21 protein-coding genes are annotated in these 24,295 nt (G+C 72.5%); 12 read left to right on the forward strand and 9 right to left on the reverse strand.

The window, feature by feature from the left end; all coding sequences use genetic code 11:
* Nucleotides 1–53: 53 nt before the first annotated feature.
* Nucleotides 54–377, reverse strand: coding sequence for a putative quinol monooxygenase (locus tag ABZ404_RS01960; protein WP_358836734.1), 324 nt, complete (start codon nucleotides 375–377; stop codon nucleotides 54–56).
* Between the two features lie 128 nt (nucleotides 378–505).
* Between ABZ404_RS01960 and ABZ404_RS01965 the strand changes: the two genes are divergently transcribed.
* A complete protein-coding gene (locus tag ABZ404_RS01965) occupies nucleotides 506–1,309 on the forward strand; it encodes a putative protein N(5)-glutamine methyltransferase (protein ID WP_358836741.1) in 804 nt (267 codons plus the stop codon).
* A gap of 17 nt (nucleotides 1,310–1,326) precedes the next feature.
* Here ABZ404_RS01965 and ABZ404_RS01970 read toward each other — a convergent pair whose 3' ends face one another.
* Together ABZ404_RS01970 and ABZ404_RS01975 are read right to left on the reverse strand one after the other, a co-directional pair.
* A complete protein-coding gene (locus ABZ404_RS01970; protein WP_358836735.1) occupies nucleotides 1,327–1,998 on the reverse strand; it encodes a DUF6445 family protein in 672 nt (223 codons plus the stop codon).
* A 178-nt stretch (nucleotides 1,999–2,176) separates the two neighbouring features.
* The gene (locus ABZ404_RS01975) at nucleotides 2,177–3,004 is read right to left on the reverse strand and encodes an SAM-dependent methyltransferase (RefSeq protein WP_358836736.1); all 828 of its coding nucleotides are present in this window, start codon (nucleotides 3,002–3,004) and stop codon (nucleotides 2,177–2,179) included.
* Nucleotides 3,005–3,228: 224 nt separating this feature from the next.
* On the opposite strand from ABZ404_RS01975, the gene ABZ404_RS01980 reads away from it, so the two are divergent.
* Genes ABZ404_RS01980 through ABZ404_RS01990 form a run of 3 tightly spaced genes read left to right on the forward strand, consistent with a single transcriptional unit; the run spans nucleotide 3,229 to nucleotide 5,685 of the window.
* On the forward strand, nucleotides 3,229–4,059 hold the full coding sequence (locus ABZ404_RS01980; RefSeq protein ID WP_358836737.1) for a transporter substrate-binding domain-containing protein: 831 nt from the start codon (nucleotides 3,229–3,231) through the stop codon (nucleotides 4,057–4,059).
* Complete coding sequence (locus ABZ404_RS01985) at nucleotides 4,056–4,856, forward strand: amino acid ABC transporter permease (RefSeq protein ID WP_358836738.1); 801 nt, start codon at nucleotides 4,056–4,058, stop codon at nucleotides 4,854–4,856. The genes ABZ404_RS01980 and ABZ404_RS01985 overlap by 4 nt, the downstream gene beginning before the upstream one ends.
* 37 nt (nucleotides 4,857–4,893) lie before the next feature.
* Nucleotides 4,894–5,685 (forward strand): amino acid ABC transporter ATP-binding protein, encoded by a 792-nt coding sequence (locus tag ABZ404_RS01990; RefSeq protein WP_358836739.1) that lies wholly within the window; start codon nucleotides 4,894–4,896, stop codon nucleotides 5,683–5,685.
* 51 nt (nucleotides 5,686–5,736) lie between these two features.
* On the opposite strand, the gene ABZ404_RS01995 is transcribed toward ABZ404_RS01990, so the two are convergent.
* Nucleotides 5,737–7,119, reverse strand: a complete 1,383-nt coding sequence (locus tag ABZ404_RS01995; RefSeq protein WP_358836233.1) for a vanadium-dependent haloperoxidase — start codon at nucleotides 7,117–7,119, stop codon at nucleotides 5,737–5,739.
* 300 nt (nucleotides 7,120–7,419) lie between these two features.
* On the opposite strand from ABZ404_RS01995, the gene ABZ404_RS02000 reads away from it, so the two are divergent.
* Genes ABZ404_RS02000 through ABZ404_RS02010 form a run of 3 tightly spaced genes read left to right on the forward strand, consistent with a single transcriptional unit; the run spans nucleotide 7,420 to nucleotide 11,417 of the window.
* Nucleotides 7,420–9,771 (forward strand): FHA domain-containing protein, encoded by a 2,352-nt coding sequence (locus ABZ404_RS02000; protein WP_358836232.1) that lies wholly within the window; start codon nucleotides 7,420–7,422, stop codon nucleotides 9,769–9,771.
* A 9-nt stretch (nucleotides 9,772–9,780) separates the two neighbouring features.
* Nucleotides 9,781–10,419, forward strand: a complete 639-nt coding sequence (locus ABZ404_RS02005) for a hypothetical protein (protein WP_358836231.1) — start codon at nucleotides 9,781–9,783, stop codon at nucleotides 10,417–10,419.
* Nucleotides 10,419–11,417 carry a serine/threonine-protein kinase gene (locus ABZ404_RS02010; RefSeq protein WP_358836230.1) on the forward strand — a complete coding sequence of 333 codons (999 nt, stop codon included), beginning with the start codon at nucleotides 10,419–10,421 and terminating at the stop codon, nucleotides 11,415–11,417. Before ABZ404_RS02005 ends, ABZ404_RS02010 begins: the two co-directional genes overlap by 1 nt.
* Nucleotides 11,418–11,420: 3 nt before the next feature.
* Here the strand turns inward: ABZ404_RS02010 and ABZ404_RS02015 are convergent, their stop codons facing one another.
* Complete coding sequence (locus ABZ404_RS02015; RefSeq protein WP_358836234.1) at nucleotides 11,421–12,641, reverse strand: streptophobe family protein; 1,221 nt, start codon at nucleotides 12,639–12,641, stop codon at nucleotides 11,421–11,423.
* Between the two features lie 377 nt (nucleotides 12,642–13,018).
* Between ABZ404_RS02015 and ABZ404_RS02020 the strand changes: the two genes are divergently transcribed.
* Both ABZ404_RS02020 and ABZ404_RS02025 read left to right on the forward strand, forming a co-directional pair.
* The gene (locus ABZ404_RS02020) at nucleotides 13,019–14,362 is read left to right on the forward strand and encodes a DUF6777 domain-containing protein (RefSeq protein ID WP_358990033.1); all 1,344 of its coding nucleotides are present in this window, start codon (nucleotides 13,019–13,021) and stop codon (nucleotides 14,360–14,362) included.
* A gap of 225 nt (nucleotides 14,363–14,587) precedes the next feature.
* On the forward strand, nucleotides 14,588–16,471 hold the full coding sequence (locus ABZ404_RS02025; protein WP_358836228.1) for an ATP-binding cassette domain-containing protein: 1,884 nt from the start codon (nucleotides 14,588–14,590) through the stop codon (nucleotides 16,469–16,471).
* A 291-nt stretch (nucleotides 16,472–16,762) separates the two neighbouring features.
* Here ABZ404_RS02025 and ABZ404_RS02030 read toward each other — a convergent pair whose 3' ends face one another.
* Nucleotides 16,763–17,098: a hypothetical protein gene (locus tag ABZ404_RS02030; protein WP_358837437.1), complete on the reverse strand. Its 336-nt coding sequence runs from the start codon at nucleotides 17,096–17,098 to the stop codon at nucleotides 16,763–16,765.
* Between the two features lie 93 nt (nucleotides 17,099–17,191).
* On the opposite strand from ABZ404_RS02030, the gene ABZ404_RS02035 reads away from it, so the two are divergent.
* The 3 genes from ABZ404_RS02035 (at nucleotide 17,192) to ABZ404_RS02045 (ending at nucleotide 20,914) form a co-directional block, all read left to right on the forward strand.
* Entirely contained in the window at nucleotides 17,192–18,832 is a 1,641-nt protein-coding gene (locus tag ABZ404_RS02035) for a restriction endonuclease fold toxin-2 domain-containing protein (RefSeq protein ID WP_358837438.1), read from the forward strand.
* Between the two features lie 15 nt (nucleotides 18,833–18,847).
* Nucleotides 18,848–19,315, forward strand: coding sequence for a hypothetical protein (locus ABZ404_RS02040; protein WP_358837439.1), 468 nt, complete (start codon nucleotides 18,848–18,850; stop codon nucleotides 19,313–19,315).
* A gap of 231 nt (nucleotides 19,316–19,546) precedes the next feature.
* Nucleotides 19,547–20,914, forward strand: a complete 1,368-nt coding sequence (locus ABZ404_RS02045; RefSeq protein WP_358837440.1) for an MFS transporter — start codon at nucleotides 19,547–19,549, stop codon at nucleotides 20,912–20,914.
* Here the strand turns inward: ABZ404_RS02045 and ABZ404_RS02050 are convergent.
* The 3 genes from ABZ404_RS02050 to ABZ404_RS02060 all read right to left on the reverse strand — a co-directional run bounded on the left by ABZ404_RS02050 (nucleotide 20,904) and on the right by ABZ404_RS02060 (nucleotide 24,289).
* Nucleotides 20,904–22,820: a GAF domain-containing protein gene (locus ABZ404_RS02050; RefSeq protein WP_358990036.1), complete on the reverse strand. Its 1,917-nt coding sequence runs from the start codon at nucleotides 22,818–22,820 to the stop codon at nucleotides 20,904–20,906. The two genes, ABZ404_RS02045 and ABZ404_RS02050, sit on opposite strands and share 11 nt — an antisense overlap.
* A 130-nt stretch (nucleotides 22,821–22,950) precedes the next feature.
* A complete protein-coding gene (locus tag ABZ404_RS02055) occupies nucleotides 22,951–23,754 on the reverse strand; it encodes a 3-hydroxybutyrate dehydrogenase (RefSeq protein ID WP_358837379.1) in 804 nt (267 codons plus the stop codon).
* A gap of 55 nt (nucleotides 23,755–23,809) precedes the next feature.
* Nucleotides 23,810–24,289, reverse strand: a complete 480-nt coding sequence (locus ABZ404_RS02060; RefSeq protein ID WP_358837378.1) for an NUDIX domain-containing protein — start codon at nucleotides 24,287–24,289, stop codon at nucleotides 23,810–23,812.
* Nucleotides 24,290–24,295: the final 6 nt, after the last annotated feature.

Below are 24,295 nucleotides of genomic sequence, written 5' to 3' on the forward strand. Positions count from 1 at the left end.
AAGCGCCGCCCGCCGGTCCGTCGACTCCCAACCGCCAAGTGCCGACTTGCCGACTAGTCGACCTTCAGCTCGCCCATGGCGCTCCAGCCCGTCGCGCCCTCGATCGTCGTGCTGACGATCTCGGGAGTGCGGCGCAGGAGCGGGCGCATCGTCTCCATGGCGGCCCGGAAGTGGTCGGAGTCGACGTGCGCCCCGCCCGCGCCGTCCTCGAAGGCCTCGACCAGCACATAGGTGTTCGGGTCCTCCAGGCTGCGGGACCACTCGAACCAGAGGTTCCCCGGCTCGGCCCGGGTGGCGCCGGTGAAGTCCGCGACGCGCTGGGGCCACTCCTCGGCGTGCTCGGGCTTCACGGGGAACTTGACGACAATGAAGATCATTCGGTCATTCTATGCACGGTATGCGCGGATACATCACCTCGGCTTCCGACACGCCCGGGGTAGGGTGACCGCGCCCCGCAGGCTTCCGGACCCGGACGGGTTCCGGCCCCACACCCCAGGTGAGACCCATTACCGTGCTGTCCCGCTCCGCCGTCGTGACCCGGCTCCGCGCCGCCGGCTGTGTCTTCGCCGAGGACGAGGCGGAGTTGCTGCTCTCCACCGCCCGCACCCCCGCCGAGCTCGGCGCCATGGTGGCGCGCCGCGCCGAGGGCCTGCCGCTCGAACACGTCCTGGGCTGGGCCGAGTTCGCCGGGGTACGGGTCGCGGTGGACCCGGGCGTCTTCGTACCGCGGCGCCGTACGGAGTTCCTGGTGGAGCGGGCCGCGGCGCTCGCGCCGGCGGGCGCGGTCGTGGTGGACCTCTGCTGCGGCTCGGGGGCGTTGGGCGTGGCGCTCGTCGAGGGGCTCGCCGGTGCCGAGCTGCACGCCGCCGACATCGACCCGGCGGCCGTGGAGTGCGCCCGGCGCAATGTCACCGCCGCCGGAGGCCGGGTGCACCGGGGCGATCTGTTCGCCGCGCTCCCGGCCGGGCTGCGCGGCCGGGTGGACGTCCTGCTCGCCAATGTGCCGTACGTACCGAGCGAGGAGATCGAGCTGCTCCCCTCGGAGGCGCGCGTCCACGAGGCGCGGGTGGCGCTCGACGGCGGCGCCGACGGCCTGGACGTGCTGCGCCGGGTGACGTCCGAGGCGGCGCTGTGGCTGGCGCCCGGCGGGCGGCTGCTCTTCGAGACCAGTGAGCGCCAGGTGCCGGCGGCGCTCGCGGCGGTCACCGGGGGCGGTCTCGTGCCGGAGGTGGCGACCTGCGAGGAGCGGTACGCCACCGTCGTCGTCGCCACCCGGGCCGCCCCGGCCGCAACCCCGCCCGCGCCCTGACGCTCGGGCCGTCCGGCTCAGGCCATCCAGAAGAAGACGGCCGTCATCCGGCTGTCCTCCAGGGTGCTGCCCCAGTAGCCGGTGGCCGTGTGGATCATGTTGGCGTTGTAGAGGAGCAGCCGGTTGTAGCGGTGGGCGACGCGGACGTCCTCGGTGAAGGAGCCGGGCGGCACGAACCGGGTGCCGAGCGCCTCGACGAGGTTGGTGTGCGGGGCCGCGACCAGATTGCCGCCGAGGACACCGCCGGGCAGGCTCTGGCGGTAGAAGCTGGTGCCGCAGTCCTTGGGCACGCCCGGGTTGAGGTAGAGCACGGCCGCGTACCGGCACAGCGCGCGCGAGTCGGTGTGCGGGCGCGGCTCGCCCTCGTCCCTGCCGACGACCTGGACGCAGTTGTGGTTGAGCGTGGCGCCGCCGGGGGCCTTCTCCAGCCACAGCTCGCGGGCCCCGGTCGCCTTCCTGACCAGCCGCTCCACCCGGGCGAGTTCGGCGGGTTCCAGGCCCGGCATGGTGCGCAGCCCCGGCCAGGTCTCGGGCTTGCGGGGGTATCCCTCGACCCAGTCGTCCGTGGCGAGGCAGCGCGCGCGGACCTCGTCGGCGTTGGGCAGGACGTCGTCGAGGACCCAGTAGTCCCGGCCGGGCGTGGGTTTCCGGTAGGGCAGGACCGGGAGGGCGGAAGGGGTGGGGGCCATGCGGCCGAACCTACGTCCGCAACCTTCCGCATCCAGCGTTGCGTTGGTCAACCTTGCCTCAAGGTGCGGTGAAGCCGCCCCGGTGACGAAGGGCGCATTGCGGGGACATCCCGGCGGGAGGTCCCCGCAATGGCAAAGGCGGAGCCATGGTCGTCCCAGGAGACGGCTCCGGGGCGGGTCAGGCCTTGCGGCCCACGCCGCCGAACATGGCCACCTCGGCCGGCTCCCCGTCCCCGGCGTGCTCGGGCCGCCAGCGCGAGCACGAGACCACACCGGGTTCCAGGAGCTCCAGGCCGTCGAAGAAGCGGGCGGTCTGCTCGGGGGTGCGCTGGGTGAGCTTGGGGGTGCCGTGCTCGTTCCAGAACGCCACCGCCTGGTCGACGTCCGGCATCCCGGGGTGGGTCACCGTGTGCGACAGGACGAGGAAGCTGCCGGGGGCCAGCCGCTCCATGAGGTCGCGCACCAGGCCGTACGCCTGGTCGTCGTCCCCGATGAAGATGACCACGCCCAGCAGCATCAGCGCGACGGGCCGGCTCAAGTCCAGGGCCTTCGAGGCGTGTTCCAGGATGCTGTCCACGTCGCGCAGATCCGCGTCGAGGTAGTCGGTCCGGCCCTCGGGCGTGCTGGTCAGCAGGGCCCGGGCGTGGGCGAGCACCAGCGGGTCGTTGTCGACGTAGACGATCCGGGACTCGGGGGCGATGCTCTGCGCCACCTCGTGGGTGTTGTCGGCGGTGGGCAGGCCGGTGCCGATGTCGAGGAACTGCCGGATGCCCCGGTCGGCCACCAGGTGGCGCACGGCGCGGCCGAGGAAGAGCCGGTCGGCGCGGGCGTAGTCGCCGATGCCGGGGTGGAGCTCGCGGATCTGGTCGCCGACCGCGCGGTCGACCTCGTAGTTGTCCTTGCCGCCGAGCCAGTAGTTCCAGATCCGCGCCGTGTGCGGCTGGGAGGTGTTGATTCTGCTCCGAACGTGCTCGGGAGCGTCGAGGGGGGCGGGGTTCTCGGTCACGGGCGTCGTCTCCTGGGGCCTGGTGGAACAGTCAATGATCAGCCTAGATGGCCAAGTTGACCCGCGTCCCGGAACCCCGTCGGCCGGTGCCCCGGCAGGCGGGTGTCCCGGACGACGTCATCGGCGCGCCTGCCGCGTTCGGGGGCGAAGTCACCCCCAGTCTCATACGATCATGGCTGAACGGTTCCGCTCCTCAGCCACCCCCGTACCGATGGAGGTCAACCGTGACCAGGACGGCTCACCGTATCCGCAATCTGTCCACCGCCGCAGCCACCGCGGCAGGACTGCTGCTCGCCGCCACCGGCTGCTCCTCGGGCGGGGACGGCGCCGGGGAGGCCGCCGGCGGGGTGCCGGTGGTCAACAAGGGCAAGCTGACCACCTGCACCCATCTGCCCTATCCGCCGTTCCAGTCGGAGCGGAACGGCAAGGTCGTGGGCTTCGACGTGTCCCTGATCGACCTCGTCGCCAAGAACCTCAAGGTCGAACAGAAGATCCTCGACACCCCGTTCGAGAACTTCAAGACCGGTGCCTTCCTCAACTCCGGCGAGTGCGACCTCGCGGCCGCCGGTATGACCATCACCGACGAGCGCAAGAAGAACGTGGACTTCTCCGTCCCCTACTTCGACGCCACCCAGGCGCTCCTCGCCACCAAGAAGAGCGGGATCACCTCGCTCGCCGACCTCAAGGCCAGGGGCAGGAAGCTCGGCGCGCAGGCGGAGACCACCGGCGAGAGCTACGCCACGGGCAAGGGCTTCAACCCGGTCGCCTTCGAGAGCTCCGACGCCGTGCTCAACGGTCTGCGCACCGGCCAGGTCGACGCCGTGGTGATCGACTACCCGGTGGTCCAGGGCTGGCTCAAGGACAAGGCCAACGCCGACCGCTTCGCCCTGGTGGAGAACATCGCGACCGGCGAGCGGTACGGCTTCTCGGTCAAGAAGGGCAACAGCAAGCTGCTCGCCGCCATCGACAAGGCGATCACGGACGCCAAGGCGAACGGCACGTACAAGAAGATCTACGAGGAGTGGATCGGCCCGCTGCCCAAGGTCCAGCCGTGACCTCCCGCCTGACGAGGCGTCAACGAAGGCGCGTCTCGCAGGGCATCCAGTACGCGGTCTTCGTGGCGGTGCTGGTCACCATCGGCGTCCTCGCCGACTGGGACCGCCTGCAGAACCAGTTCGCCCAGAAGGACCTCGTCAGCAAGCTCTTCCCGGAGATCATCACCATCGCCCTGCGCAACACGGTGGTGTACACGCTCTCCGGCTTCGCCTTCGGCCTGGTACTCGGTCTGGTCGTCGCGCTGATGCGGCTCTCGTCCGTGGCGCCCTACCGCTGGGTGGCGGGCATCTACATCGAGCTGTTCCGCGGGCTGCCCGCCCTGCTGATCTTCATCTTCGTGGGCGTGGCGGTCCCGCTCGCCTTCCCCGGTACGGAGATCCCCGGCGGTACGTACGGCAAGGTCGCCCTCGGGCTCGGCCTGGTCGCCGCGGCCTACATGGCCGAGACGATCAGGGCGGGCATCCAGGCGGTGCCCAAGGGCCAGATGGAGGCGGCCCGCTCGCTGGGGTTCTCGCACGCCCGGGCCATGGTGTCGGTGATCATCCCGCAGGCGTTCCGGATCGTCATCCCGCCGCTGACCAACGAACTGGTGCTGCTCTTCAAGGACTCCTCGCTCGTGCTCTTCCTCGGGGTGACCCTGGAGGAGCGGGAGCTGACCAAGTACGGCAGGGACCTGGCCAGCCAGAGCGCCAACTCCACCCCGATCCTGGTCGCCGGGCTCTGCTACCTGATGGTGACCGTGCCCCTGAGCTTCGTGGTGCGCCGCCTGGAGGCCCGTGCCGACCGGGCGAGGTGAGGAAGCGATGCCACAGAACGAGGTGTCAGGGAACGAGATGTCACGGAACGAGATCGAGATCCGCGGGCTGCGAAAGTCGTTCGGGGACAACGAGGTGCTGCGCGGGATCGACCTGGAGGTCGCCCGCGGTGAGGTGGTGTGCGTCATCGGCCCCTCGGGGTCGGGCAAGTCCACCCTGCTGCGCTGTGTGAACCTGCTGGAGGAGCCGAGCGCGGGCCAGGTGTTCGTCGGCGGCACCGAGGTCACCGACCTGGACGTCGACATCGACGCGGTGCGCCGCCGCATCGGCATGGTCTTCCAGCAGTTCAACCTCTTCCCGCACATCACGGTGACGGAGAACCTGATCCTGCCGCAGCGCCGGGTGCTGCGCCGGGACAGGGACAAGGCCGCCGCCGTGGCCCGCGAGAACCTGGAGCGGGTGGGGCTCGCCGAGAAGGCCGGTGCCTATCCGGCGCAGCTCTCCGGCGGCCAGCAGCAGCGCGTCGCCATCGCCCGGGCGCTCGCCATGGGCCCCGAGGTGATGCTCTTCGACGAGCCGACCTCGGCGCTCGACCCGGAGCTGGTGGGGGACGTCCTCGCGGTGATGCGGATGCTCGCGGGCGAGGGCATGACGATGATGGTGGTCACGCACGAGATGAGCTTCGCCCGGGAGGTCGCGGACCGGGTGGTGTTCATGGACGACGGCGTCATCGTCGAACAGGGCCCGGCCGCGCAGGTCGTGGGCGCCCCGCGCGAGGAGCGGACCAGGAACTTCCTCAACCGCATCCTCGACCCGGCGGCGGAGGCTCCCCCGGCCTCGCACCTGCCGCCCGGGGACGGGCCCGGCTGAGGCGGTGGCCGCCCCCGGCGTCCCGGGGGCGGCCACCGCGTCCTCAGTGCGTCACGAGCCCGCCGCCTTCATCTTGTGGGTGAAGACCCAGGTGGCGATGGAGTCGCCGAGGGTGAGCCCGTCGCTCGCGTCCCACGGGTAGTGGACGCCCAGCCAGACCCTGCTGTCCGCGTCCTCGCGCGCGGCCTGGCTGAAGCTGGTGAACGTACGGTTCTTCACCGGCGCCTTGGGGTCGTCGGTCGAGGCGGTGAAGGTGATGTCGTCGCTCTTGAAGTACTGCCGCATGATGCCCGCCCACGCCGCGGCGAACGCGGAGTGGCCGGAGGCCCACGCCGGGAAGCACGGGGTGTTCCCCGACAGCGGCTTCCAGGTGCTGTCCTTCAGCCCCTCGCGGATCGCGGAGACGGGCCGCCAGAGGTCGATCGGCGTCTGGTACTTCACGTCCCACTCGGCGATGGCGGCGTCCGCCATCGCCACCGAGACCAGCGCGAAGAGCCGGGCGTTCTGATACGGCGTCAGCCCGCGGTCCCGCGCCACCCGCGCGGTGATGTCGAGCAGCTGCCCGGGCGGCTTGTAGGTGCCGTTGGCGTCGTTGGCCCAGAACCAGGCCGCCGCGGTCTGGTCGGTCGTACGGGCGGTGGAGTTCGCGGCCCCCAGCGTGCGCACCTGCTGGACCTGCGCGGCGTAGTCGGGACTGGCGAGCAGGCTCTCGTACGAGGCGTAGCGGCCCGGAGTCGAGGGCCGGAACTGGGAGCCGGAGGTCAGCGCCCACGGCTTGACCTTCCCCCACTCGGGGTTGGCCGCCTGGCCGCCCTGCGCGCAGCTCGGGTCGGGCAGGTCCGGGTAGCTGGTGGGCCGCCAGGCGCCGGGCTTGCCGTCCGGGGTGTAGACGCTCTGGTCGGCGGAGCCGTCCGCGGTGCGGAAGTTCACCATGTTGGTGACCATCGTGTTGACGACGGTCACGTCGAGGAGGTCGAAGTCGGTGGGCTTGGTGCCGAACCGCTCGGTGAACTTGTTGTCGAGGTACGTCGTCTGGTCGGGGAAGAGCTTCAGCAGGATGTTGTAGGCGGTGCGCCCGATCACCCGCTCCTCCTCGCCCGGACCCTCCGACCAGCCGGCGTAGTTGACCGCCTGGAGGTACGGGTCGGAGGTCATGGTGTGCCAGCGGAGCTGGTAGGAGCTCTCGGCGTCGTAGATCGCCGCGTTCATCTCGGCGGCGGCCCGTGAGAGCGGCCCGGGCGGGCCACCGGCCGTTCTGATCGCGCCGAGCAGCACGGTGTTCCAGTACTGCACGGGGTCGCCGGAGTAGGTGGGCGCGGCGGAGGCCGTCTGGGGGCTGAGCGCGAGGGCGCCGGCGGCCGTGGCGAGCACGGCCGCGAGGGACACGGCCTTGGCGCGTATGCCGCCGCGTCTCCCCCGTTTGCTGTGGAACATAGCGGTACAGGTCCTCTCTGCCGGTCCGTCGTGCGAGGGGGCGAGCCGGGCGGCTCGCCGGTGCGGTGGTGCAGCGGTGCGGAGGTGCAGAGGTGCGGAAGCGCTTCGGTGCGGAGGTGCTGGGCGTTCCGCGCCGGAATCTAGGGGCCGGACGCCCGGATCCGCGTCCCGCAGGCGTATGAGGGGGGCCGTCATCCCTGGGGCGTAGATCGAGCCGACGGTAAACCCTGGCGGTATACCGCCGGTAAGCCCTCACCCATCACCAGGCACACCCACGGACCAATAGGTAGAATTCCACCCATGGGAGAGCGGTCTGCCGCGCCGACAGCGCCCGAACTCGTCCTGGAGACCGACACCGGCTCCACGGTGATGAGTCCGAGCCGGGACTACCACGTCGGGCGCGACCCCCTCAGCGAGATCGTCATCGACGACGCCCGCGTCTCCTGGCACCACGCGGTGCTGCGGGCGGCGGGCGACCACTGGACGGTCGAGGACGAGGGCAGCACCAACGGAACGTACGCCGACGGACGGCGCGTGCACGAGTGGGGTGTGGGCCCCGGCAGCGTCATCCGCTTCGGCAGCCCCGCGGACGGCCCCCGCGCCGTGCTGGTGGGGCGCGCCCCGCCGCCGGTGCGCGCGCCCGAGCGGCTGTCCGCCGTGTCCATGCCCTCGGCGACCGGCTCGTTCCGGCAGCCCACCTCGGTACGGCCGCTGCCCGCCAGGACGGTACGGATCGGCCGCGCCCCCGACAACGACCTGGTCGTCGACGATCTGGTGGTCTCGCGCCGGCACGCCGAACTGCGGACCCGCCCCGACGGCGGCTACGAGATCGTCGACCTCGGCAGCCACAACGGCACCTTCCTCAACGGCCAGCCCGTCACCCGCGCCCCGGTCTCCACCGGGGACATCGTGGGCGTCGGCCACTCGGCGTTCTGCCTGGTCGGGGACGAACTCCAGGAGTTCGTCGACACCGGCGAGGTCTCGCTCGACGTCCAGGACCTGACGGTCGCCGTCGACCGGGGCCGCAAGACCCTCCTCGACCAGGTCTCCTTCCCGGTCGGTGAGAAGTGCCTGCTCGCCGTGGTCGGGCCGAGCGGCGCCGGAAAGTCCACCCTGCTCAACGCCCTGACCGGGCTGCGCCCTGCCGACCGGGGCACGGTCCTCTACGACGGCCGCGACCTCTACCGCGACTACGCCGAGCTGCGCCAGCGCATCGGACTCGTCCCCCAGGACGACATCCTGCACGCCCAGCTCACCGTGCGCCGGGCCCTCGGCTACGCCGCCGAGCTGCGCTTCCCGCAGGACACCGCCAAGTCGGAGCGCCGCGCCCGGGTCGACGAGGTGATCGGCGAACTCGGCCTCGAACAGCGCGCCGACCAGCCCATCCACAGCCTCTCCGGCGGCCAGCGCAAGCGGGTGAGCGTCGCCTTGGAGCTGCTCACCAAGCCGTCACTGCTCTTCCTCGACGAGCCCACCTCCGGCCTGGACCCGGGCATGGACCGCTCGGTGATGCACATGCTGCGCGGCCTCGCGGACGACGGCCGCACCGTCATCGTGGTCACCCACAGCGTCCTCAGTCTCGACGTCTGCGACCGCGTCCTCGTCCTGGCCCCCGGCGGGCATATCGCGTACTACGGGCCGCCCCGCGAGACCCTGGACTTCTTCGGCTTCGAGGAGTGGCCGGAGGCCTTCGAGGCGTTCGAGCGGGACCGCGAACGGGACTGGGCGGGCGACTACGCCCGCTCGCGCTTCCACCAGCGGTACGTGGTCGCCTCCAGCGCCCAGCCGCACCTCGGCCAGGCCGCCGCCGCCCGGGTGGTGGGCAAGCCGCCCAAGGCGCAGAGCTGGGGCGCCCAGCTGAGCACCCTGGTGCGCCGGTACGCGGCCGCGCTCGGCGCCGACCGGACCTTCCTCGCCATCATGATCGCGCTGCCCTTCGTCATGGGCGCCATGGCGCGGGCCCTCGCGGGCAGCAGGCTGACCCAGGAGACGGCGATGAACGCGCTGCTCATCCTGTGTGTCGGCGGTGTGCTCACGGGTGCGGCCAACGCCGTACGGGAGCTGGTCAAGGAGCGCGTGATCTACCAGCGCGAACGGGCCGTGGGGCTCTCCAGATCGGCGTATCTGATGTCCAAGGTGGTGGTCCTGGGGACGATCACGGTCCTCCAGGCCGTCGTCCTCACCCTGGTGGCGCTCTTCGGCGTCAAGCTCAACGCCCCCGGCGGCAAGGGAGTCATCCTGCCTCCCCTGGTGGAGATCACGGTGGCGGTGGCCCTGCTCGCCTTCACCGCGATGATGCTCGGCCTGCTCGTCTCGGCGCTGGTGCGCAAGGAGGAGGTGACGATGCCGCTGCTGGTGCTGCTCGCCATCGTCCAAGTGGTCTTCTGCGGAGCCCTGCTGAAGCTGCACGGCGTCCCGGGCATCGAGCAGCTGGCCTGGCTGGTGCCCTCCCGGTGGGCGCTCGGCGGGATGGCGGGCACGATCGGGCTGTCCAGGATCGTGCCCGGCGAGCTGACCGGCGATCCGCTCTTCAAGCACGACACGGCCGTGTGGCTGCTCAACATGGGCATGCTGGTGGCCCTGTCCGTGCTCTTCGGCTTCGCGGTCGCCCGGCTGCTGCGGCGGCACGAACCCGCCGTGATGCGGAAGTAGGCGGCCGCGATGAGCACACCCGTGGACTTCCGTCCCACCCATGTCGTCCCTCCCGGTGGACTCGCCGCCTGGGAGAGCCCGGACACCACGCGCCCCACGGTGCCGCTGGACGCGCTGCTGCCGGTCCAGCTCGTCGACCGGCGGGGCGACTGGGCCCGCATCCTGTGCGCCAACTCCTGGTCGGCCTGGGTCGACGGCCGCCTCCTGGTCACCGTCCCGCAGGGGCCGCCGGTGGCGGGCGCGCCCCTGGCCCGTACGGCCGACCCGCGCCCGCTCCTCGCCCGCGTCCAGGACATGCTGAACCGCTACCGGGGGGCGGCGGAGGACCTGGCCGCCGGGCGTCTGGACGGCGAGACGTTCCGCCGGCGCACCCACGGGCTGCGGGCCGGGATCGTCGTCGACGGCGAGGCGGTGTGGCTGTACGACGCGGAGCACGAGAGGTGGGTGTACTGCGACGGGACGCGGCTGAGTACCTTCGCGGCGTCCGCGCCGCCGTCCGGGGCGCGCCCGAGCGCTGGCTCCCCCGCCGAGGCGCCCGGTCCCGCCGACGCGACCCGTGTGGTCGGCCCCAACGGCGACGGGGCGTACCCCGACGGCGGGTATCCCGACGGCGTGGACGGCGCCCGCGCCTGGCCCGGTGACACCTGATGGCACCCGAGCGGGAGCTCGACCCAGGGCGCCCCTCCGACCTCGTCGGACGGCAGATCGCCGGGTACCGCATCGAGCGGGAGGTCGGGCGCGGCGGCATGGCCGTGGTGTACCGGGCCCGCGACCTGCGCCTGGAGCGGACGGTCGCGCTGAAGCTGCTCGCCCCCGAACTCGCCCGCAACGACACGTTCCGCCGGCGCTTCACCCATGAGTCGCGAGTGGCCGCCGCGATCGACCACCCGCACATCGTGCCCGTCTTCGAGGCCGGGGAGACCGACGGCGTCCTGTACATCGCGATGCGGTACGTCGCCGGGCGCGATCTGCGGGCGCTGCTCGACCAGGAGGGCCCGCTGCCGGTCGCGACGGCGGCCAGGATCGCCGCCCAGGTGGCGTCCGCGCTGGACGCCGCCCATGAGCACGACCTCGTCCACCGCGATGTGAAGCCGGGCAACATCCTGGTGGCGCCCGGCACCGACAGCGACCATCCCGAGCACGTCTACCTCACCGACTTCGGCCTGACGAAGAAGTCCCTGTCGCTGACCGGGTTCACCACGGTCGGCCAGTTCGTCGGCACTCTGGACTATGTGGCGCCCGAGCAGATCTCGGGCCGCCCGGTGGACGGCCGCTGCGACGTCTACAGCCTCGCGTGCGTGGTCTACGAGACGATGGCGGGCACCCCGCCGTTCCAGCGCGACGACGACATGGCGCTGCTGTGGGCGCACCAGTACGACCAGCCGCCCGCGCTGACCGAGCGGCGTCCCGACATCGCCGCCGGGGTCGACGGCGTGATGGCGAAGGCCCTCGCGAAGATCCCGGACGACAGGTACGACTCGTGCCTGGCGTTCGTGGCGGCGCTGCGCGCGGCGGCCAGGGGCGTGGGGCCGGGAGGGCATCCGCCGACCCGGGTGGATCTGCGGGTGGTCGGCGCGCCGGACGCGCCGGGGCCCCCGCCCCGGCCGCCCGAGTGGGCACGGCCGGTGTTCCCCGAAGCGGGGTAGGCGTCAGCCGGAGGGCTCCTCGGGACGACCGGCCGGGGGGCGCCGCTGCGGCTCCACCTCCCCGCGCCGCCGGACCCGCCGGGCGAGCAGACTGCCCAGGAAGCCCGCGAGCAGCCCCCACAGCACGGCGAAGCCCAGCCCCGTCCACAGCCGGGGCTTCAGCGACACCTGGCCCGACAGACCGCCGCCGAGGTCCCCGATGCCGAGCAGCGACAGACCGTAGCGCGCGGAGATCCGGGAGAGCAGGCAGACGGCGAGCACGGTGAGGGCGAGCGCCAGGGCCATGTGCAGCGCGTGCTGCCACGCCCGGATCCGGGCGGGCGAACGCGCCGCCATCAGGAATCCGGCGGCCAGGACCAGTACGGCGGCGACGACGAGCAGCCACCAGGCCCGCCCGTCGTAGTCCGCGAGGGTGCGCAGGTTCAGGGTGGACAGGTCGGGCGTACGCAGCACCTGGTCCAGTACGTGCGGCACGGGCAGCCCGAACGGGCCGTCCACCCGGCCCTCCCAGGAGGTGCCGAGCCCGAGGGTGAAGGCGAGCCAGACGAGGTTGGGCAGGCCCAGCAGGATGACCGCGAAGGTCGCCGCCGTATGCCCGCGCACCACCGCGATCACCAGGCCCGCCACGATGCCCAGCGCCACGTACGCGAGCAGCAGCGCGACCATCGCGAACGCGGCCGGGCGCACCGACTCCTGGAAGCGCAGCAGCCGGGCGGGCAGCGGGGCCCTGCGCGAGACCACCAGGGCGAGGAAGAGCAGCCCCGCGAGCCAGAGCAGCCCGAAGAACAGGGTCAGCGGCACATCGGTCGTGAACCCGATCCTGGGCGTGGCGCCCAGCAGGTCCCCGATCTCGCCGAGGTCACCGTTCCCCAGGCCGATGGTGAAGCGCTTGCGGGCGAGGAGGGAGAGGCCGAGGAGCGCCAGGAGCCACAGCACGGCCACCCGGGCGGCCCACAGGGCCAGTTCGCGGGTGCTCGCCACGGCCCGGTGCCGCAGGGGGCGCAGGAATCCGGCGGCGACGAGCAGCGCGCCGACGAGCGTGACGGAGAGCGGCAGCACGGTCAGCGCGGCGTCGGTGTCGCCGATCACTCCGGCGTCGCCCTCGATGCCGACGGAGCCGCCGACCGCCAGGACGACCACGGCGGCGACGACTTGCGGGAAGGCGTGGTCGGGCAGGTCCGAGGCCCCGGCCGCGAGCAGCCCGAGGGCGGCTACGGCGGCCATGGCGACCAGACCGGTCAGCACCGCCACGAGGGCCTCGGCCCAGCCGTGGCGCGCGCGCCTCTTCCCCGATGACGAATCGGGCGGTTTGTCCTGACTCACGCCTGTCACGCTAAGCAGCGCCGGGGCGGTCCGCCCGTCGTGGGGGGCCGACCGCGTCAGCTTGCGGGTCCGCCGGGACCCGAGCACACAATGGGCGGGTCGGGACATACCGGACTCGTCACGCGGACAGCGCGGGGCCGAGCCGGACCGCTCGGCCGGGCGCCGCCGCCCCCTTGCGTGGAGCGACGGCAGCCGGTCCCGCGGAGGGTGCCCCGGCCGAGGCCCCGCACCGAACGTCCCGCATCCGCGCGGGACCCCAACGCCGGGAAGAAGAGCTCGTGAGCGTCGAACCTCCCCCGTCCGGCCGTCCCACCGGCCCCCCGTCCGGCCCCCTTTCGGGCCCCTCCCGCCCCGGCCCGCCGACGGGCCCGCCGAGCGGCGGCGACCGGGAGGGTACGGGCGGCGGCAGCGAGGGCGGCGGCCGGAGCGGCGGCCACGACGAGACGATCGCGGTCGGCACGGGCGCGGGCGGTGGGCCGTCGGGCCCCGGGCGCCCCGGCGGCGGAGGCGGCTCGGGCGGAGGCGACGGCCCGGCCGGTGGAGGTGGCCCCTTGGGACCTTCCGGACCGGGCGGTCCCGGCGACGGCGCCACCCCGGCCGGCAAGGGCGGCCCCGGCCGCCCCTGGTGGCGATCGGCCCCCCGGGTCGCGCTCACGACCGGCGCGATCGTGGCCGCCGTGGCACTGATCCTCGTCCTCACCCGCCCCGACGGCTCGTCCGGCAAGAAGGACGCCGGCGGCGAGGTGTTCCTCCAGGCGGCGGGCAAGGACGGCCCCCGCCCCTTCACCCCGTCGAGCGCGCGCGACAGCTCCCCTCCCCCGTCCCCGCCGTCCCTGCCCAGCGCGTCGGCCCCGGCGTCCGCCAACGTGACGCGGGGCGTGGACGGTTCGGCCCCCGGCCTCTACGGCGGCACACGGAACAGGGCGAGCTGCGACGTGGAGAAGCAGATCGGCGCGCTGGCCGCGGAACCGGCGAAGAACAAGGCGTTCGCGTCCGTCCTGGGGATCGCGCCCGACGCCGTGCCCTCGTATCTGCGCGCCCTCACCCCCGTACAGCTCCGTGTCGACACCCGGGTGACCAACCACGGCTACGAGAACGGCGCCGCCACCGCCTACCAGGCCGTCCTCCAGGCCGGTACGGCCGTGCTGGTGGACGACCGCGGCGTGCCGAGGGTGCGCTGCGCCTGCGGGAACCCGCTGATGCCGCCGGTCGCCCAGCGCGGCACGCCCAAGCCGACGGGCGACGCCTGGCCCGCCTACCGGCCGTCGAACGTGGCCGTCGTCGCCCCCGCCACCCACCCGGTCCACACGTTCGTCATGTACGACCCGGATCACGGCGAGTGGTTCTCGCGCCCCCAGGGCGACACCGGCGAGGGCGACAGGAAGACCGCGGCGCCCACCACCTCGACGCCGTACGGCTCCGCGCCCCCGAACTGCCCCTCCCCGTACGCCGGTGCACCCACTCCGGCGTCCTGCGCCCCCGCGGCCTCCAGTGCGTCCGAGTCCGCGCGGCAGCAGGCCCCCGCCTCTCGGCTCCCGACCACCTCGGCACCCGCGCCGGGCAACTCGACCCCGTACGCCCCGGTGACGAGCACCGCGCCCTCGGCGCCGGGCGGTTACTGAGCACGGATTCGAACGACGGCGCGCGGGCGGCGCGCGACGGCGCCCAAACGTTCCTTCTCGCCAGTCGAACGATTTCTCGACGACTCGGCCGTTACGCCGCGCTGATCAGCGGCGTTGTGCTTACGTCAGGTCCGTAGGCACCGTCCGAGGAGTCGCCGTGGATGCCCGTGGTCATGCCGTAGACGTTCATCCGGTGTTCGATCAGACACGGACGGGGAGGCGGGCATGAGCGGCGACGCCGCGCCCTCGGCGCCCCCGGTCCCGCCGCCCCCGCCCGCCGAGATCACCTTCGCGGGGCCCTACGGCAAGAACCCGCTGGGCGGGGCCTCGTTCCGGCGGATGTGCGGGCGGCTGCCGTCCGTGCTGGGGCAGACCTGCCGGATGGCGTGGCGGATCGACCGCACCTCCGTCCTGCTGCTGCTCGGCTGCCAGCTGGTGACCGGGGTCGCGGCGGCGGTGCTGCTGGGCGCCACGGCCCGCGCCATGGCGCCGATCCTGGGCGAGGGCCGGGCGGCCGACCGGATCGACGCGGCGTTGCCGGCGCTGGTGGTGATCGCCGTCGCGGCCTGCGTCGCGCGCGTGACGGCCGCGCTCGCGTCGTACGCGGAGGGCAGGATCACCCCGCCGCTGACGACGGCGGCCGACGCCGACCTGGTCGAGGCGGTGTGCCGGGTGGAGGCCGCCGCGTACGGCGAGGAGGGGTTCGCGGACCGCCAGGAGGCCGCCGAAATGGGCGTGATGCGCACGCACTTGATGGTGCGCGACGCCGAGCAGTTCATGGCCGCGGTGATCCGTATGATCGCGGCGGCGGGCGTCCTCGCGGTGCTGCACCCGCTGATGCTCGCCCTGCTCGTGCTCGCGGTGCTGCCCGCCGGGACGGGCGCCGTGATGGCGGCGCGCGTCGACTACGAGACGCACTACGCCAATGTGGGCGACCGCAATGTGCGCGGGATGATGCGCTGGTGGGTGACCACGCCGAAGCTCGCGGACGAGGTGCGGGCCAACGGAATGACCGCGTACCTGATGTTCTGGTACCGCTCCCTGTCCGAGCGCATCGACCGGCGCACACTGGCGACGGCGCCCCGGCTGCTGCGGATCGCCCTGGTCACCTCGGCGCTCGGCGGCGTCTTCCTCCTCGCCACCTGGGCCGCCCTTGCGTGGCTCGCCGTCACCGGCCGGGTCGAGCTGGGGGTTGCGGCGACGGCGGTGGTCGCGGTGCGCAGTTCGCTGGGCGCCCTGTCGCAGGTGGTCGCCAACGGGGCGGCGATGTTCCACACCAGTCTGTACCTGGCCGACATGCGCGCGTTCCTCGACTTCGCCGCCGAACGCGCCCCGAAGCGGGGCGCGTTGACCGCCCCGGAGCAGCCCGACGAGATCCGCCTCGACGAGGTCGTCTACCAGTACCCCAACAAGGAGGCCCCGGCCGTGGACCGGGTCTCGCTCACCCTGCGCCGGGGCGAGGTCGTCGCGGTGGTCGGCGAGAACGGCTCGGGAAAGTCCACCCTCACCCGGCTGCTCACCGGCCTCTACCTGCCCGACAAGGGCCGGGTGCTGTGGGACGGCGTCGACGTGGCGGCGGCCGACCCGGAGACGGTGTGGCGGCGCACCGGCCTGGTCCCGCAGTTCTTCGGCCAGTGGCCGCTGGCCGTACGGGAGAACGTCACCCTGGGCCAGCCGCGTACCCACCACGACGCCCCGGTGTGGGACGCGGTGGACGCGGTGGGGATGCGCTCGGCGGTGGAGGAGCTGCCGCACGGCCTGGACACGTTGCTGGCCCGGGAGCTGTGGGGCGGCAGCGAGCTCTCCGGCGGGCAGTGGCAGCGCCTGGCCTGCTCCCGCGCGCTCTACCGCCGGCCGCCGGTGCTGATCCTGGACGAGCCGACGTCCGAGATGGACGCGCGCGGCGAGCACCGGATGTTCACGGCCCTCAAGGGCATGGCCCACGACCGCATCACGATCGTCGTCACCCACCGCATCGAGAACACCCGCATGGCGGACCGGATCGTGGTGATGGAACGGGGCCGCGTCACCGAACAGGGCACCTACGAGGACCTCCTGCACGCCGGGGGCCTGTTCAGCGAGCTGCACGCGCTGTCGCAGGACCGCTAGGAAACCGGGTGGGGGCCCGCCCCGCAGGACCGGCGGGCCCGGCGGGAGGTGTGGCTTCGCGGGAGGTGTGGCGTCCCGGGAGGTGTGGCGTCGCGGCCCTCACCGGGCTCCGCACGACCGTACGCTCCAGCGGGGCTCCCCCGGCCGACTCACGGGCGCGGCCGGTGGGCCGCCGGTCCGGCCGACTCGTGGGCGCGACCGGTGGGCCGCCGGGCAGCGGGCGGCCGGCGCCGGGCCGCTGGGCCGCTGGGCCGCCGGGCCGCCGGGCGCCGGCTTCCCTCCCTCATCCGCTCACGGGCACCGCGGCGGCAGCCAGAACGACCGCACCGCGCGGACCGCCGCGAGCCGGTCGCGCGCCATGCTGATCGCGGCGCCCGCCGTGCTGATGTTCAGGTTCTTCGCCCGGGTGAAGATCTCGACGAGCCGTTCCGGGATCAGCTCCGCGCGCGTCCTGACCCGGTCCATGTCATGCCCCGAGGGGTGCAGTTCGTCGATGACCTGGATCAGTCCGAGCGCGTTGATCACGAAGTCCGGCGCGTAGAGGATGCCGCGCGCCGCGAGCCGGTCGGCGACCGCCGGTGCGGCGAGCTCGATGTGCAGGGTGGTGCCGATCTGCTTGTTCGTCATCCCCTGGCTGGTGCGCACCCCACGCCGCCTGTGTCGCTGGAGCCCATCCGTTAGGTTGATCGCTCGCGCGTTCAACGGGAAGGGAGCGGCCGAGTGAGCGGACTTGCGCCGGAGTTGCGCGTCATCGCCGGCGGGATGATCCGGGGTGCAATGGGCCTCGTCGATTCCATGGGGACCGCCCGCGACACCGCCATCGCCCTCCGGTACGAGCTGGACCGGCAGCACGGGATGGCGGGTGACGACTATGCGGGCCATCATTTCGCCAACGTGTACCGACGGGCCGCGGCGACGACTCTCGACCAACTCGGTTTCAGCGCCTATGCCCTCGGGGCGACCGGCCGCGGCCTGCTCCGCAACGCACGGGAGTTCATGGCGACCGACCACGCGGTGGCCGAGCTGCTGGGCCGACAGGCGGACCTCACCGATGGCTTCGGGGACCCGGGCGCCGAGTGCTCCGAGAACTTCCTCGGTCTCGGGCAGCACCTCCCCGACGTCGTCGGGAAGACCGCCTGGTACGACAAGTACGCACCGGGGGGTCGGAGTGAGCGATTCCGTGGCTCGCCGGAGCAGCTGCGGGATGTCGCCATATCCTGGCGCCACGCTGGGCAACTCGTCCTGCGCCTCCTGGAGGACGCCCAGGCGTACGCGTCCACTGCGGGAAAGGCGCACTCAGGTCTGGCTGCCGAGTCCTTCCGGACCTACTTCAAGAATGCGGTGGGCCTGACCTGTCCACCGGAGCGTGCCCAGGAGAACGAACCGCTGGTCACGAACCTCGTGGCGGCCTGTAACCAGCTGGCCAAGGCGTGCGACCGCTACGCGGACCATGTGGTGGACGCGAAGCGAAAGATCCAGCAGCATCAGGCGGACCCCTTCACTTTCGACATGCCGTGGGACCAGCCGATGTTCGGCGGCAACGGCTACGACGGCGGCCTCAAGGACGCGGTACTCGACGACCCGTACATCCACCAGCTCGGCGACGTGGCGCACGCGCTCGATTCCTCCAAGGCGCGCGTCCGGCTGCCGCAGGGCGCCGGTGATCGGCCGATGCCGTGGCAGCCGATCCCGCCCCTCGTCCCAGGTCCGGTCCCGGCCCCCTTCGCGCTGGCCTCATACTCGGGAGGGTTCCCTGCCCTGTTGCCCATGGGTAATGCGGTCGATCCGGCTGTCCCATGGGCCGATCCCATCCCACCAGTCCCCGGCACCACGCGGCTGCTCAGCCCGGCCGAGCAGCAGAGCTTCCGGACCTGGATGAATTCGCTGGCCCCGGGAGGGTTCGCCGGCGGTGGCGACACGAACAATGCCGACAACGCCTACCAGTTGCGGATTGCCGGATACCCCGAGCGGGAGGCCCCGCTGGCAGGCCTCAAGACCGGCCTCATGGTCGACGGGATACGGCCTGCGGACGGCTACCTGGTCGAGGCCAAACACGTCCGCGATCCCGACTGCAAGAAGAAGAGCTTCCGCTCTCTCGGGAGAGTCGAGGAAACGCTGGCCAAGCCCGTCAAGACGACGAGGGTGAACGGCGAGGAGAAGATCCAGTGGGACCCGGTCGTCGACTCCATGTATGCCGGTGACGAGGCCGAGCTCGCCCGCTACAAGAAAGCCATGGCCAACCCCGCCAACAGCGAGATCCGAGGCCTGGAGGTCGTCACGAACGGCAAGGACAACGCCGCATACTGGCAGTCCATGATGACCATGACCGGAACCCCGGGCTCCACCCGATACGTACCCTGACCCTCAAGGACCAGCGTGACTGCGGCACGGAACATCCGAACCAATTTCTCCTTCTACCCGTCCCCCGGCACAGAGCCTGCCTGGCGCGGCAGCCTGGAGAACCTGGAGCGGGCACTGCGTGAGGCATTCCCCGATCCTTACCTCGAATACCGGACGTCCGCAGTCCACAGCATGATTGTCCTGGACTTCGAAGTGGCGCTCGCACCGGACGTGTTCGTGAGCGGAACCGCGGCGATGCAGGATGCGGACTACGCGTTCATCACCCTGGTCGGCGTAACGGCCGACGAAGCCGGCACGTTCGCCCTGTGGCTGCGCGACCACTTCACCCCGGCCCCGCATACAGTGCATTTCGCCAGCAGTCTGGCCATGTCCAACGGGGTGGAATCCCCCACGCCGCTGACCCCTGACGGCGATGCCTCGGAGGTCACCCGGCAGCTGCACGAACACCTCGCCGCCATCGACGCAGAGCCTCCCCTCCAGTAGACAGCCCGACGCGGCAGGTTGACCGACAGACGGGTCCGTCCCCGGGCCACCGTCAGCATTCCGCCGCCCAAAAAAATGGCCCGCGGACCCGCGCCGACGCTCGTCTCGTAGCGGCGCCGCGCATACCCGACCCGAAAACTATGGTGCCCCACCACATACGCCCCTGACCTGCACATTCCTACGGTATGGCGACACGCAACCGTCCCCGCAGACCGTCAGGAAGTGGTGCTGATGTCCTCCCCCGCGACCGCTCCCCCAGCCCCCTCCCACCTCCCCCGCATCGTCGCCGCCAGCCTCATCGGGACGACCATCGAGTGGTACGACTTCTTCCTCTACGGGTCGGCTGCCGCGCTCGTCTTCAACAAGCTGTTCTTTCCCGGTTCCGACCCGCTCGTCGGCACGCTGCTCTCCTTCCTGACGTACGCCGTCGGGTTCGCCGCCCGGCCGCTGGGGGCCCTGGTCTTCGGGCACTTCGGGGACCGGGTCGGGCGGAAGAAGCTGCTCGTGCTGAGTCTGCTCATGATGGGCGGGGCGACCTTCGCGATCGGTCTGCTGCCGACGCACGCCACCGTCGGCTCCGCCGCTCCCGTGCTGCTGACCGCCCTGCGGCTGGTGCAGGGGTTCGCGCTCGGCGGGGAGTGGGGCGGGGCCGTCCTGCTGGTGTCGGAGCACGGGGACGCGCGGCGGCGCGGGTTCTGGGCCTCCTGGCCGCAGACCGGGGCGCCCGCCGGGCAGTTGCTCGCCACCGGGGTGCTCTCCGCGCTCACCGCGCTCCTCTCCGACGACGCCTTCCTCTCCTGGGGGTGGCGGGTGCCGTTCCTGCTGTCCGGGGTGCTGGTGCTCGTCGGTTTGTGGATACGGCTCTCCGTCGATGAATCCCCGCTGTTCAAGGCCGCGTTGGAGCGCGCCGAGGCACGGCGGACCGCCGAGCCGGACGGTGTGGCGGAGAAGCTGCCGCTCGTCGCCGTGCTGCGCGACCACTGGCGCGACGTGCTGGTCGCGATGGGCGCGCGTATGGCGGAGAACATCAGCTACTACGTGATCACCGCGTTCATCCTCGTATACGCGACGACCTCGGCGGGGATGGCCAAACAGACCGCGCTGAACGCCGTACTGATCGCCTCCGCCGTCCACTTCGCGGTGATCCCCGCCTGGGGCGCGCTCTCCGACCGGGTCGGGCGCCGGCCCGTCTATCTGATCGGCGCGGTGGGTGTCGGTGCCTGGATGTTCCCCTTCTTCTCGCTGATCGACACGGGCGACTTCGGCAACCTCGTCCTCGCCGTCACCGTCGGGCTCTTCTTCCACGGGGCCATGTACGCGCCCCAGGCCGCTTTCTTCACCGAGATGTTCGCGACCCAGATGCGCTACTCGGGGGCCTCGATCGGCGCCCAGTTCGCCTCGGTCGCGGCCGGTGCGCCCGCTCCACTGATCGCCACCGCCCTCCTGAAGGACTACGACAGCTCCACCCCCATCGCGCTCTATGTGATCGCGGCGGCCCTCCTCACCGTGATCGCGCTGATCTGCGCGCAGGAGACGCGCCACCGCGACCTGGCGGACGACGCCGCAGAGACGCCCGCGGGGGACTCCGTCAGCGTCTGACGGCCGACGCCATCAGATGGAGCCGCAGCGCCAGCTGGATCTCCAGCGCTCGGGCCGGACACTGCCAGTCCGGCCCGAGCAGCCTGCCTATCCGCTCCAGCCGCTGGGCCACCGTGTTCACATGGACGTGCAGGTCGTCCTTGGTGCGCGCCGGACTCATCCCGCTCGCGAAGTACGCGTCGAGGGTGCGCACCAGGTCGGTGCCGCGCCGCGCGTCGTACGCCACGACCGCGCCGAGCGTCCGGTCGACGAAGCCCTCGATGTCCCGGGTGTCCGCGAGGAGCAGGCCGAGGAAGCCGAGGTCCTGGGCGGCCGCGCCCTCGCCCGGGCGGCCGAGCAGCCGCAGCGCCTCCAGACAGCGGCGCGCCTCCGCGTACGCCTCGGCTGTCTCACCGGGGCGGGCCGCCGGGGCCTCGACGGGGGCCGACGCGCCGACGGTGACCCGCTCGTGCAGCGCGCCGCCGAGTTGCCTGGCCACCTGCCGGGCGACCTCGGCCGGGGTGGCGGCCGGGCCGAGCGGGAGCAGCAGCACGGTCCCGCCGTCGCGGGTCGCGGCCAGGCCGTGCCGGGTGGCGGCCAGATGCGCGGCGGCCGACCCCATGCGCTGGCGGTCGGCGGTGCGCCGCTCGGCCGTGCCGTCCTCGGGGCTCTCGATCCGGGCGGCGAGGACGACATGCGGCGCGTCCAGGTCGGCGCGCAGCCGGGCGGCCCGGTCGCGCAGCAGCCGGGGGTCGCGACCGGGCGCGTCCAGGAGGTCGTCCAGGAGCTCGCCGCGCACCCGTTGTTCGGCCTCGCCCGCCGAGCGCCGGGCGAGCAGCAGCAGTGAGGTGACCATCGCGGCCCGCTCCAGGGTGCGCCGGTCCACCGGGTCGAGCCCGGGGTGGCCGCGCAGCACCAGTGCGCCCAGCACCTCGCCGCCCGCCGCGACCGTGGCCACCCAGTCCCTTCCGTTCCGTACCGCGTGGCCGTCCGTGCCGGTCAGCTCCAGGGCGGCGAAGGCGGGCGAGTCGGCGTCGGCGAACTCGACCGTGCCGTCGAGGACTTCGGAGACCGCGCTCGCCACGTCGTGCACCCCGCCGCCGCGCAGTACCAGTTCGGTGAGCCGGTCGTGGACCTCCGAGGCGCGCTCCAGGACCGCGCTGTGGTCGCGGATGATCTCGTTGGCGCGCTCCAGTTCGGCCAGCGCCGAGCGGGTCTCGGCGAGCAGGTTGGCGGTGTCGATGGCGACGGCGGCGTGCGCGGCGAAGGAGCCGAGCAGGGCGATCTCCTCGCGCGCGAAGACGCGGCTGTGCCGGTCGGCGGCGAAGAGCACGCCGATCACGCTGCTGCCGAGCGTCAGCGGCACGCCGAGGATCGCGACCAGGCCCTCGTCGCGCACGCCGGTGTCGATGGTGCGGGTGTGCCGGAAGCGCTCGTCGTCGAAGTAGCTCGATGTCACATACGGCCGGGCCGTCTGGGCGACGAGGCCGCCGAGGCCCTCGCCCATGCCGAGCCGCAGCTGCTGGAAGCGGGCGGCCACCGACCCCTCGGTGACGCGCATGTACGTGTCTCCGGCCACCGGGTCGTTGAGGCTCAGGTAGGCGACCTCCGTGCCCAGCAGGGACCGCGCGCGCTGCACGATCGCGCGCAGCACCGCGTCCAGATCGCGCAGGCCCGCGAGGTCGTGGGCGGTCTCGAAGAGCGCGGAGAGCTCGGCCTCCCTGCGCCGTCTGCCCTCCAGGTCGGCGCGGACCCGCAGGGCGAGCTGCCGGGCGGACTCCAGGGCGGCCAGCGCCTGGGGTCCCGCGCCGTCGGCGCGGGCCAGCAGCGCGGGCCGGTCATACGCCTCGGCCGCCGCGCCGCGCGCCAGAAGCTCCAGGTAGGGAGCTTCCGCGTGCTCGGTGGACTGCGGGTGATCGTGGGACATGTTCACAGGGATACCTGCCGTACGGGCGGCCGCGCCAGCCCTGTGGACAACTGTTGGCAGGCGCCGGACAAGGAGGGAAGGTGCGGTGGTGGCGCGGCGGCGGACGGTGCCGGAGGGCGCCGGGGAGGCCTCAGTGCGCGGTCCAGCCGCCGTCCAGGGCGAGCGAGGCGCCGGTGATGAAGGAGGCCTGCGGGGTGCAGAGGTAGGCGACGGCCTCGGCGACCTCGGACGGCTCGACCAGCCGTTTGAGCGCCGAGTCCTTGAGCAGCACCTCGGCCAGGACGCGCTCCTCGGGGATGCCGTGCGCGGCCGCCTGGTCGCTGATCTGCCGCTCGACGAGCGGGGTGCGGACATAGCCGGGGCTGACGCAGTTGGAGGTGACGCCGTGCGCGGCGCCCTCCAGGGCGGCGGTCTTGGAGAGGCCTTCGAGGCCGTGTTTGGCCGCGACGTAGGCCGACTTGTAGGCGGAGGCCCGCAGCCCGTGCACCGAGGAGATGTTGACGATCCGGCCCCAGCCCTGCCCGTACATGTGCGGCAGCGACCCTCTGATCAGCCGGAACGGCGCTTCCAGCATCACCGTGAGCACGGTGTGGAACACCTCGGGCGGGAACTGCTCGATGGGGCGCACCAGTTGCAGTCCCGCGTTGTTCACCAGGATGTCGGTGCCGGTGGCGGCCTGTTCGGTGGCTTCGAGGTCGGTCAGGTCCAGGGCCAGCGGCTCCAGCGACCCGGCGAGGCCCGCGCCCTGCGCGGCCAGGGCGTCGAGGCCGTCGGCGTCCCGGTCGACGGCGCGCACCTTGGCGCCGGCGGCCGCCAGGCGCAGCGCGCAGGCCCGGCCGATGCCGCCGGCGGCCCCGGTGACCAGGGCGGTGCGGCCGCCCAGGTCGAGCTCGATGGACGCGGGGACGGGACCAGGTGTGGTGGGCGTGGTCATGCTGTCGACCCTAGGCAGGGTCACTGCCCGCACCCATGTGGGCCCGGCCCATACTTCAGCGCTCAGTCGTAGGCGCGAACCATGTGGGGTCATCGGTCATCGCCTGCTTGATCCGGAAGAGCGAGAACTCCTCCAGCTCCGGCAGCGCGTCGACCGGGAACCAGCCGACCTCCAGGGACTCGTCGTCGTTGACGCGCGCCTCGCCGCCGACCGCCCGGCCCCTGAAGCAGGTGTCCATGAACTGGCAGCGGTCGCCGTTGGGGTAGGTGACCGGGGGCAGCGCGTCCACCAGGACGACCTTCTCCACCACGCACCGCACGGCGGCCTCTTCGTACACCTCGCGCACGGCCGTCTCGGCGGGCTGTTCGCCCGGTTCCGGTATGCCGCCGATGATGGACCACCCACCGGTGTCGACGCGCCGGCCGAGCAGCACCCGGCCCTCGTCGTCGAAGACGACCACGCTGACCCCGGGCAGGAACAGCAGTTGGTGGCCGGCCGAGGCCCGGATCTCGCGGATGAAGTCTGGTGTCGCCATGCCTTC

The sequence above is a fragment of the Streptomyces sp. NPDC005878 genome (assembly GCF_040629815.1).
Lineage (GTDB): Bacteria > Actinomycetota > Actinomycetes > Streptomycetales > Streptomycetaceae > Streptomyces.

Coding starts and splice junctions, on each gene's coding strand:
- ABZ404_RS02005 (WP_358836231.1), top strand. CDS start 9,781: ATGAGCACACCCGTGGACTTCCGTCCCACCCATGTCGTCCCTCCCGGT.
- ABZ404_RS02055 (WP_358837379.1), bottom strand. CDS start 23,754: ATGACCACGCCCACCACACCTGGTCCCGTCCCCGCGTCCATCGAGCTC.
- ABZ404_RS01970 (WP_358836735.1), bottom strand. CDS start 1,998: ATGGCCCCCACCCCTTCCGCCCTCCCGGTCCTGCCCTACCGGAAACCC.
- ABZ404_RS01960 (WP_358836734.1), bottom strand. CDS start 377: ATGATCTTCATTGTCGTCAAGTTCCCCGTGAAGCCCGAGCACGCCGAG.
- ABZ404_RS02025 (WP_358836228.1), top strand. CDS start 14,588: ATGAGCGGCGACGCCGCGCCCTCGGCGCCCCCGGTCCCGCCGCCCCCG.
- ABZ404_RS02050 (WP_358990036.1), bottom strand. CDS start 22,820: ATGTCCCACGATCACCCGCAGTCCACCGAGCACGCGGAAGCTCCCTAC.
- ABZ404_RS02060 (WP_358837378.1), bottom strand. CDS start 24,289: ATGGCGACACCAGACTTCATCCGCGAGATCCGGGCCTCGGCCGGCCAC.
- ABZ404_RS01995 (WP_358836233.1), bottom strand. CDS start 7,119: ATGTTCCACAGCAAACGGGGGAGACGCGGCGGCATACGCGCCAAGGCC.
- ABZ404_RS02030 (WP_358837437.1), bottom strand. CDS start 17,098: ATGACGAACAAGCAGATCGGCACCACCCTGCACATCGAGCTCGCCGCA.
- ABZ404_RS02000 (WP_358836232.1), top strand. CDS start 7,420: ATGGGAGAGCGGTCTGCCGCGCCGACAGCGCCCGAACTCGTCCTGGAG.
- ABZ404_RS01990 (WP_358836739.1), top strand. CDS start 4,894: ATGTCACGGAACGAGATCGAGATCCGCGGGCTGCGAAAGTCGTTCGGG.
- ABZ404_RS02015 (WP_358836234.1), bottom strand. CDS start 12,641: ATGGCCGCCGTAGCCGCCCTCGGGCTGCTCGCGGCCGGGGCCTCGGAC.
- ABZ404_RS02010 (WP_358836230.1), top strand. CDS start 10,419: ATGGCACCCGAGCGGGAGCTCGACCCAGGGCGCCCCTCCGACCTCGTC.
- ABZ404_RS02045 (WP_358837440.1), top strand. CDS start 19,547: ATGTCCTCCCCCGCGACCGCTCCCCCAGCCCCCTCCCACCTCCCCCGC.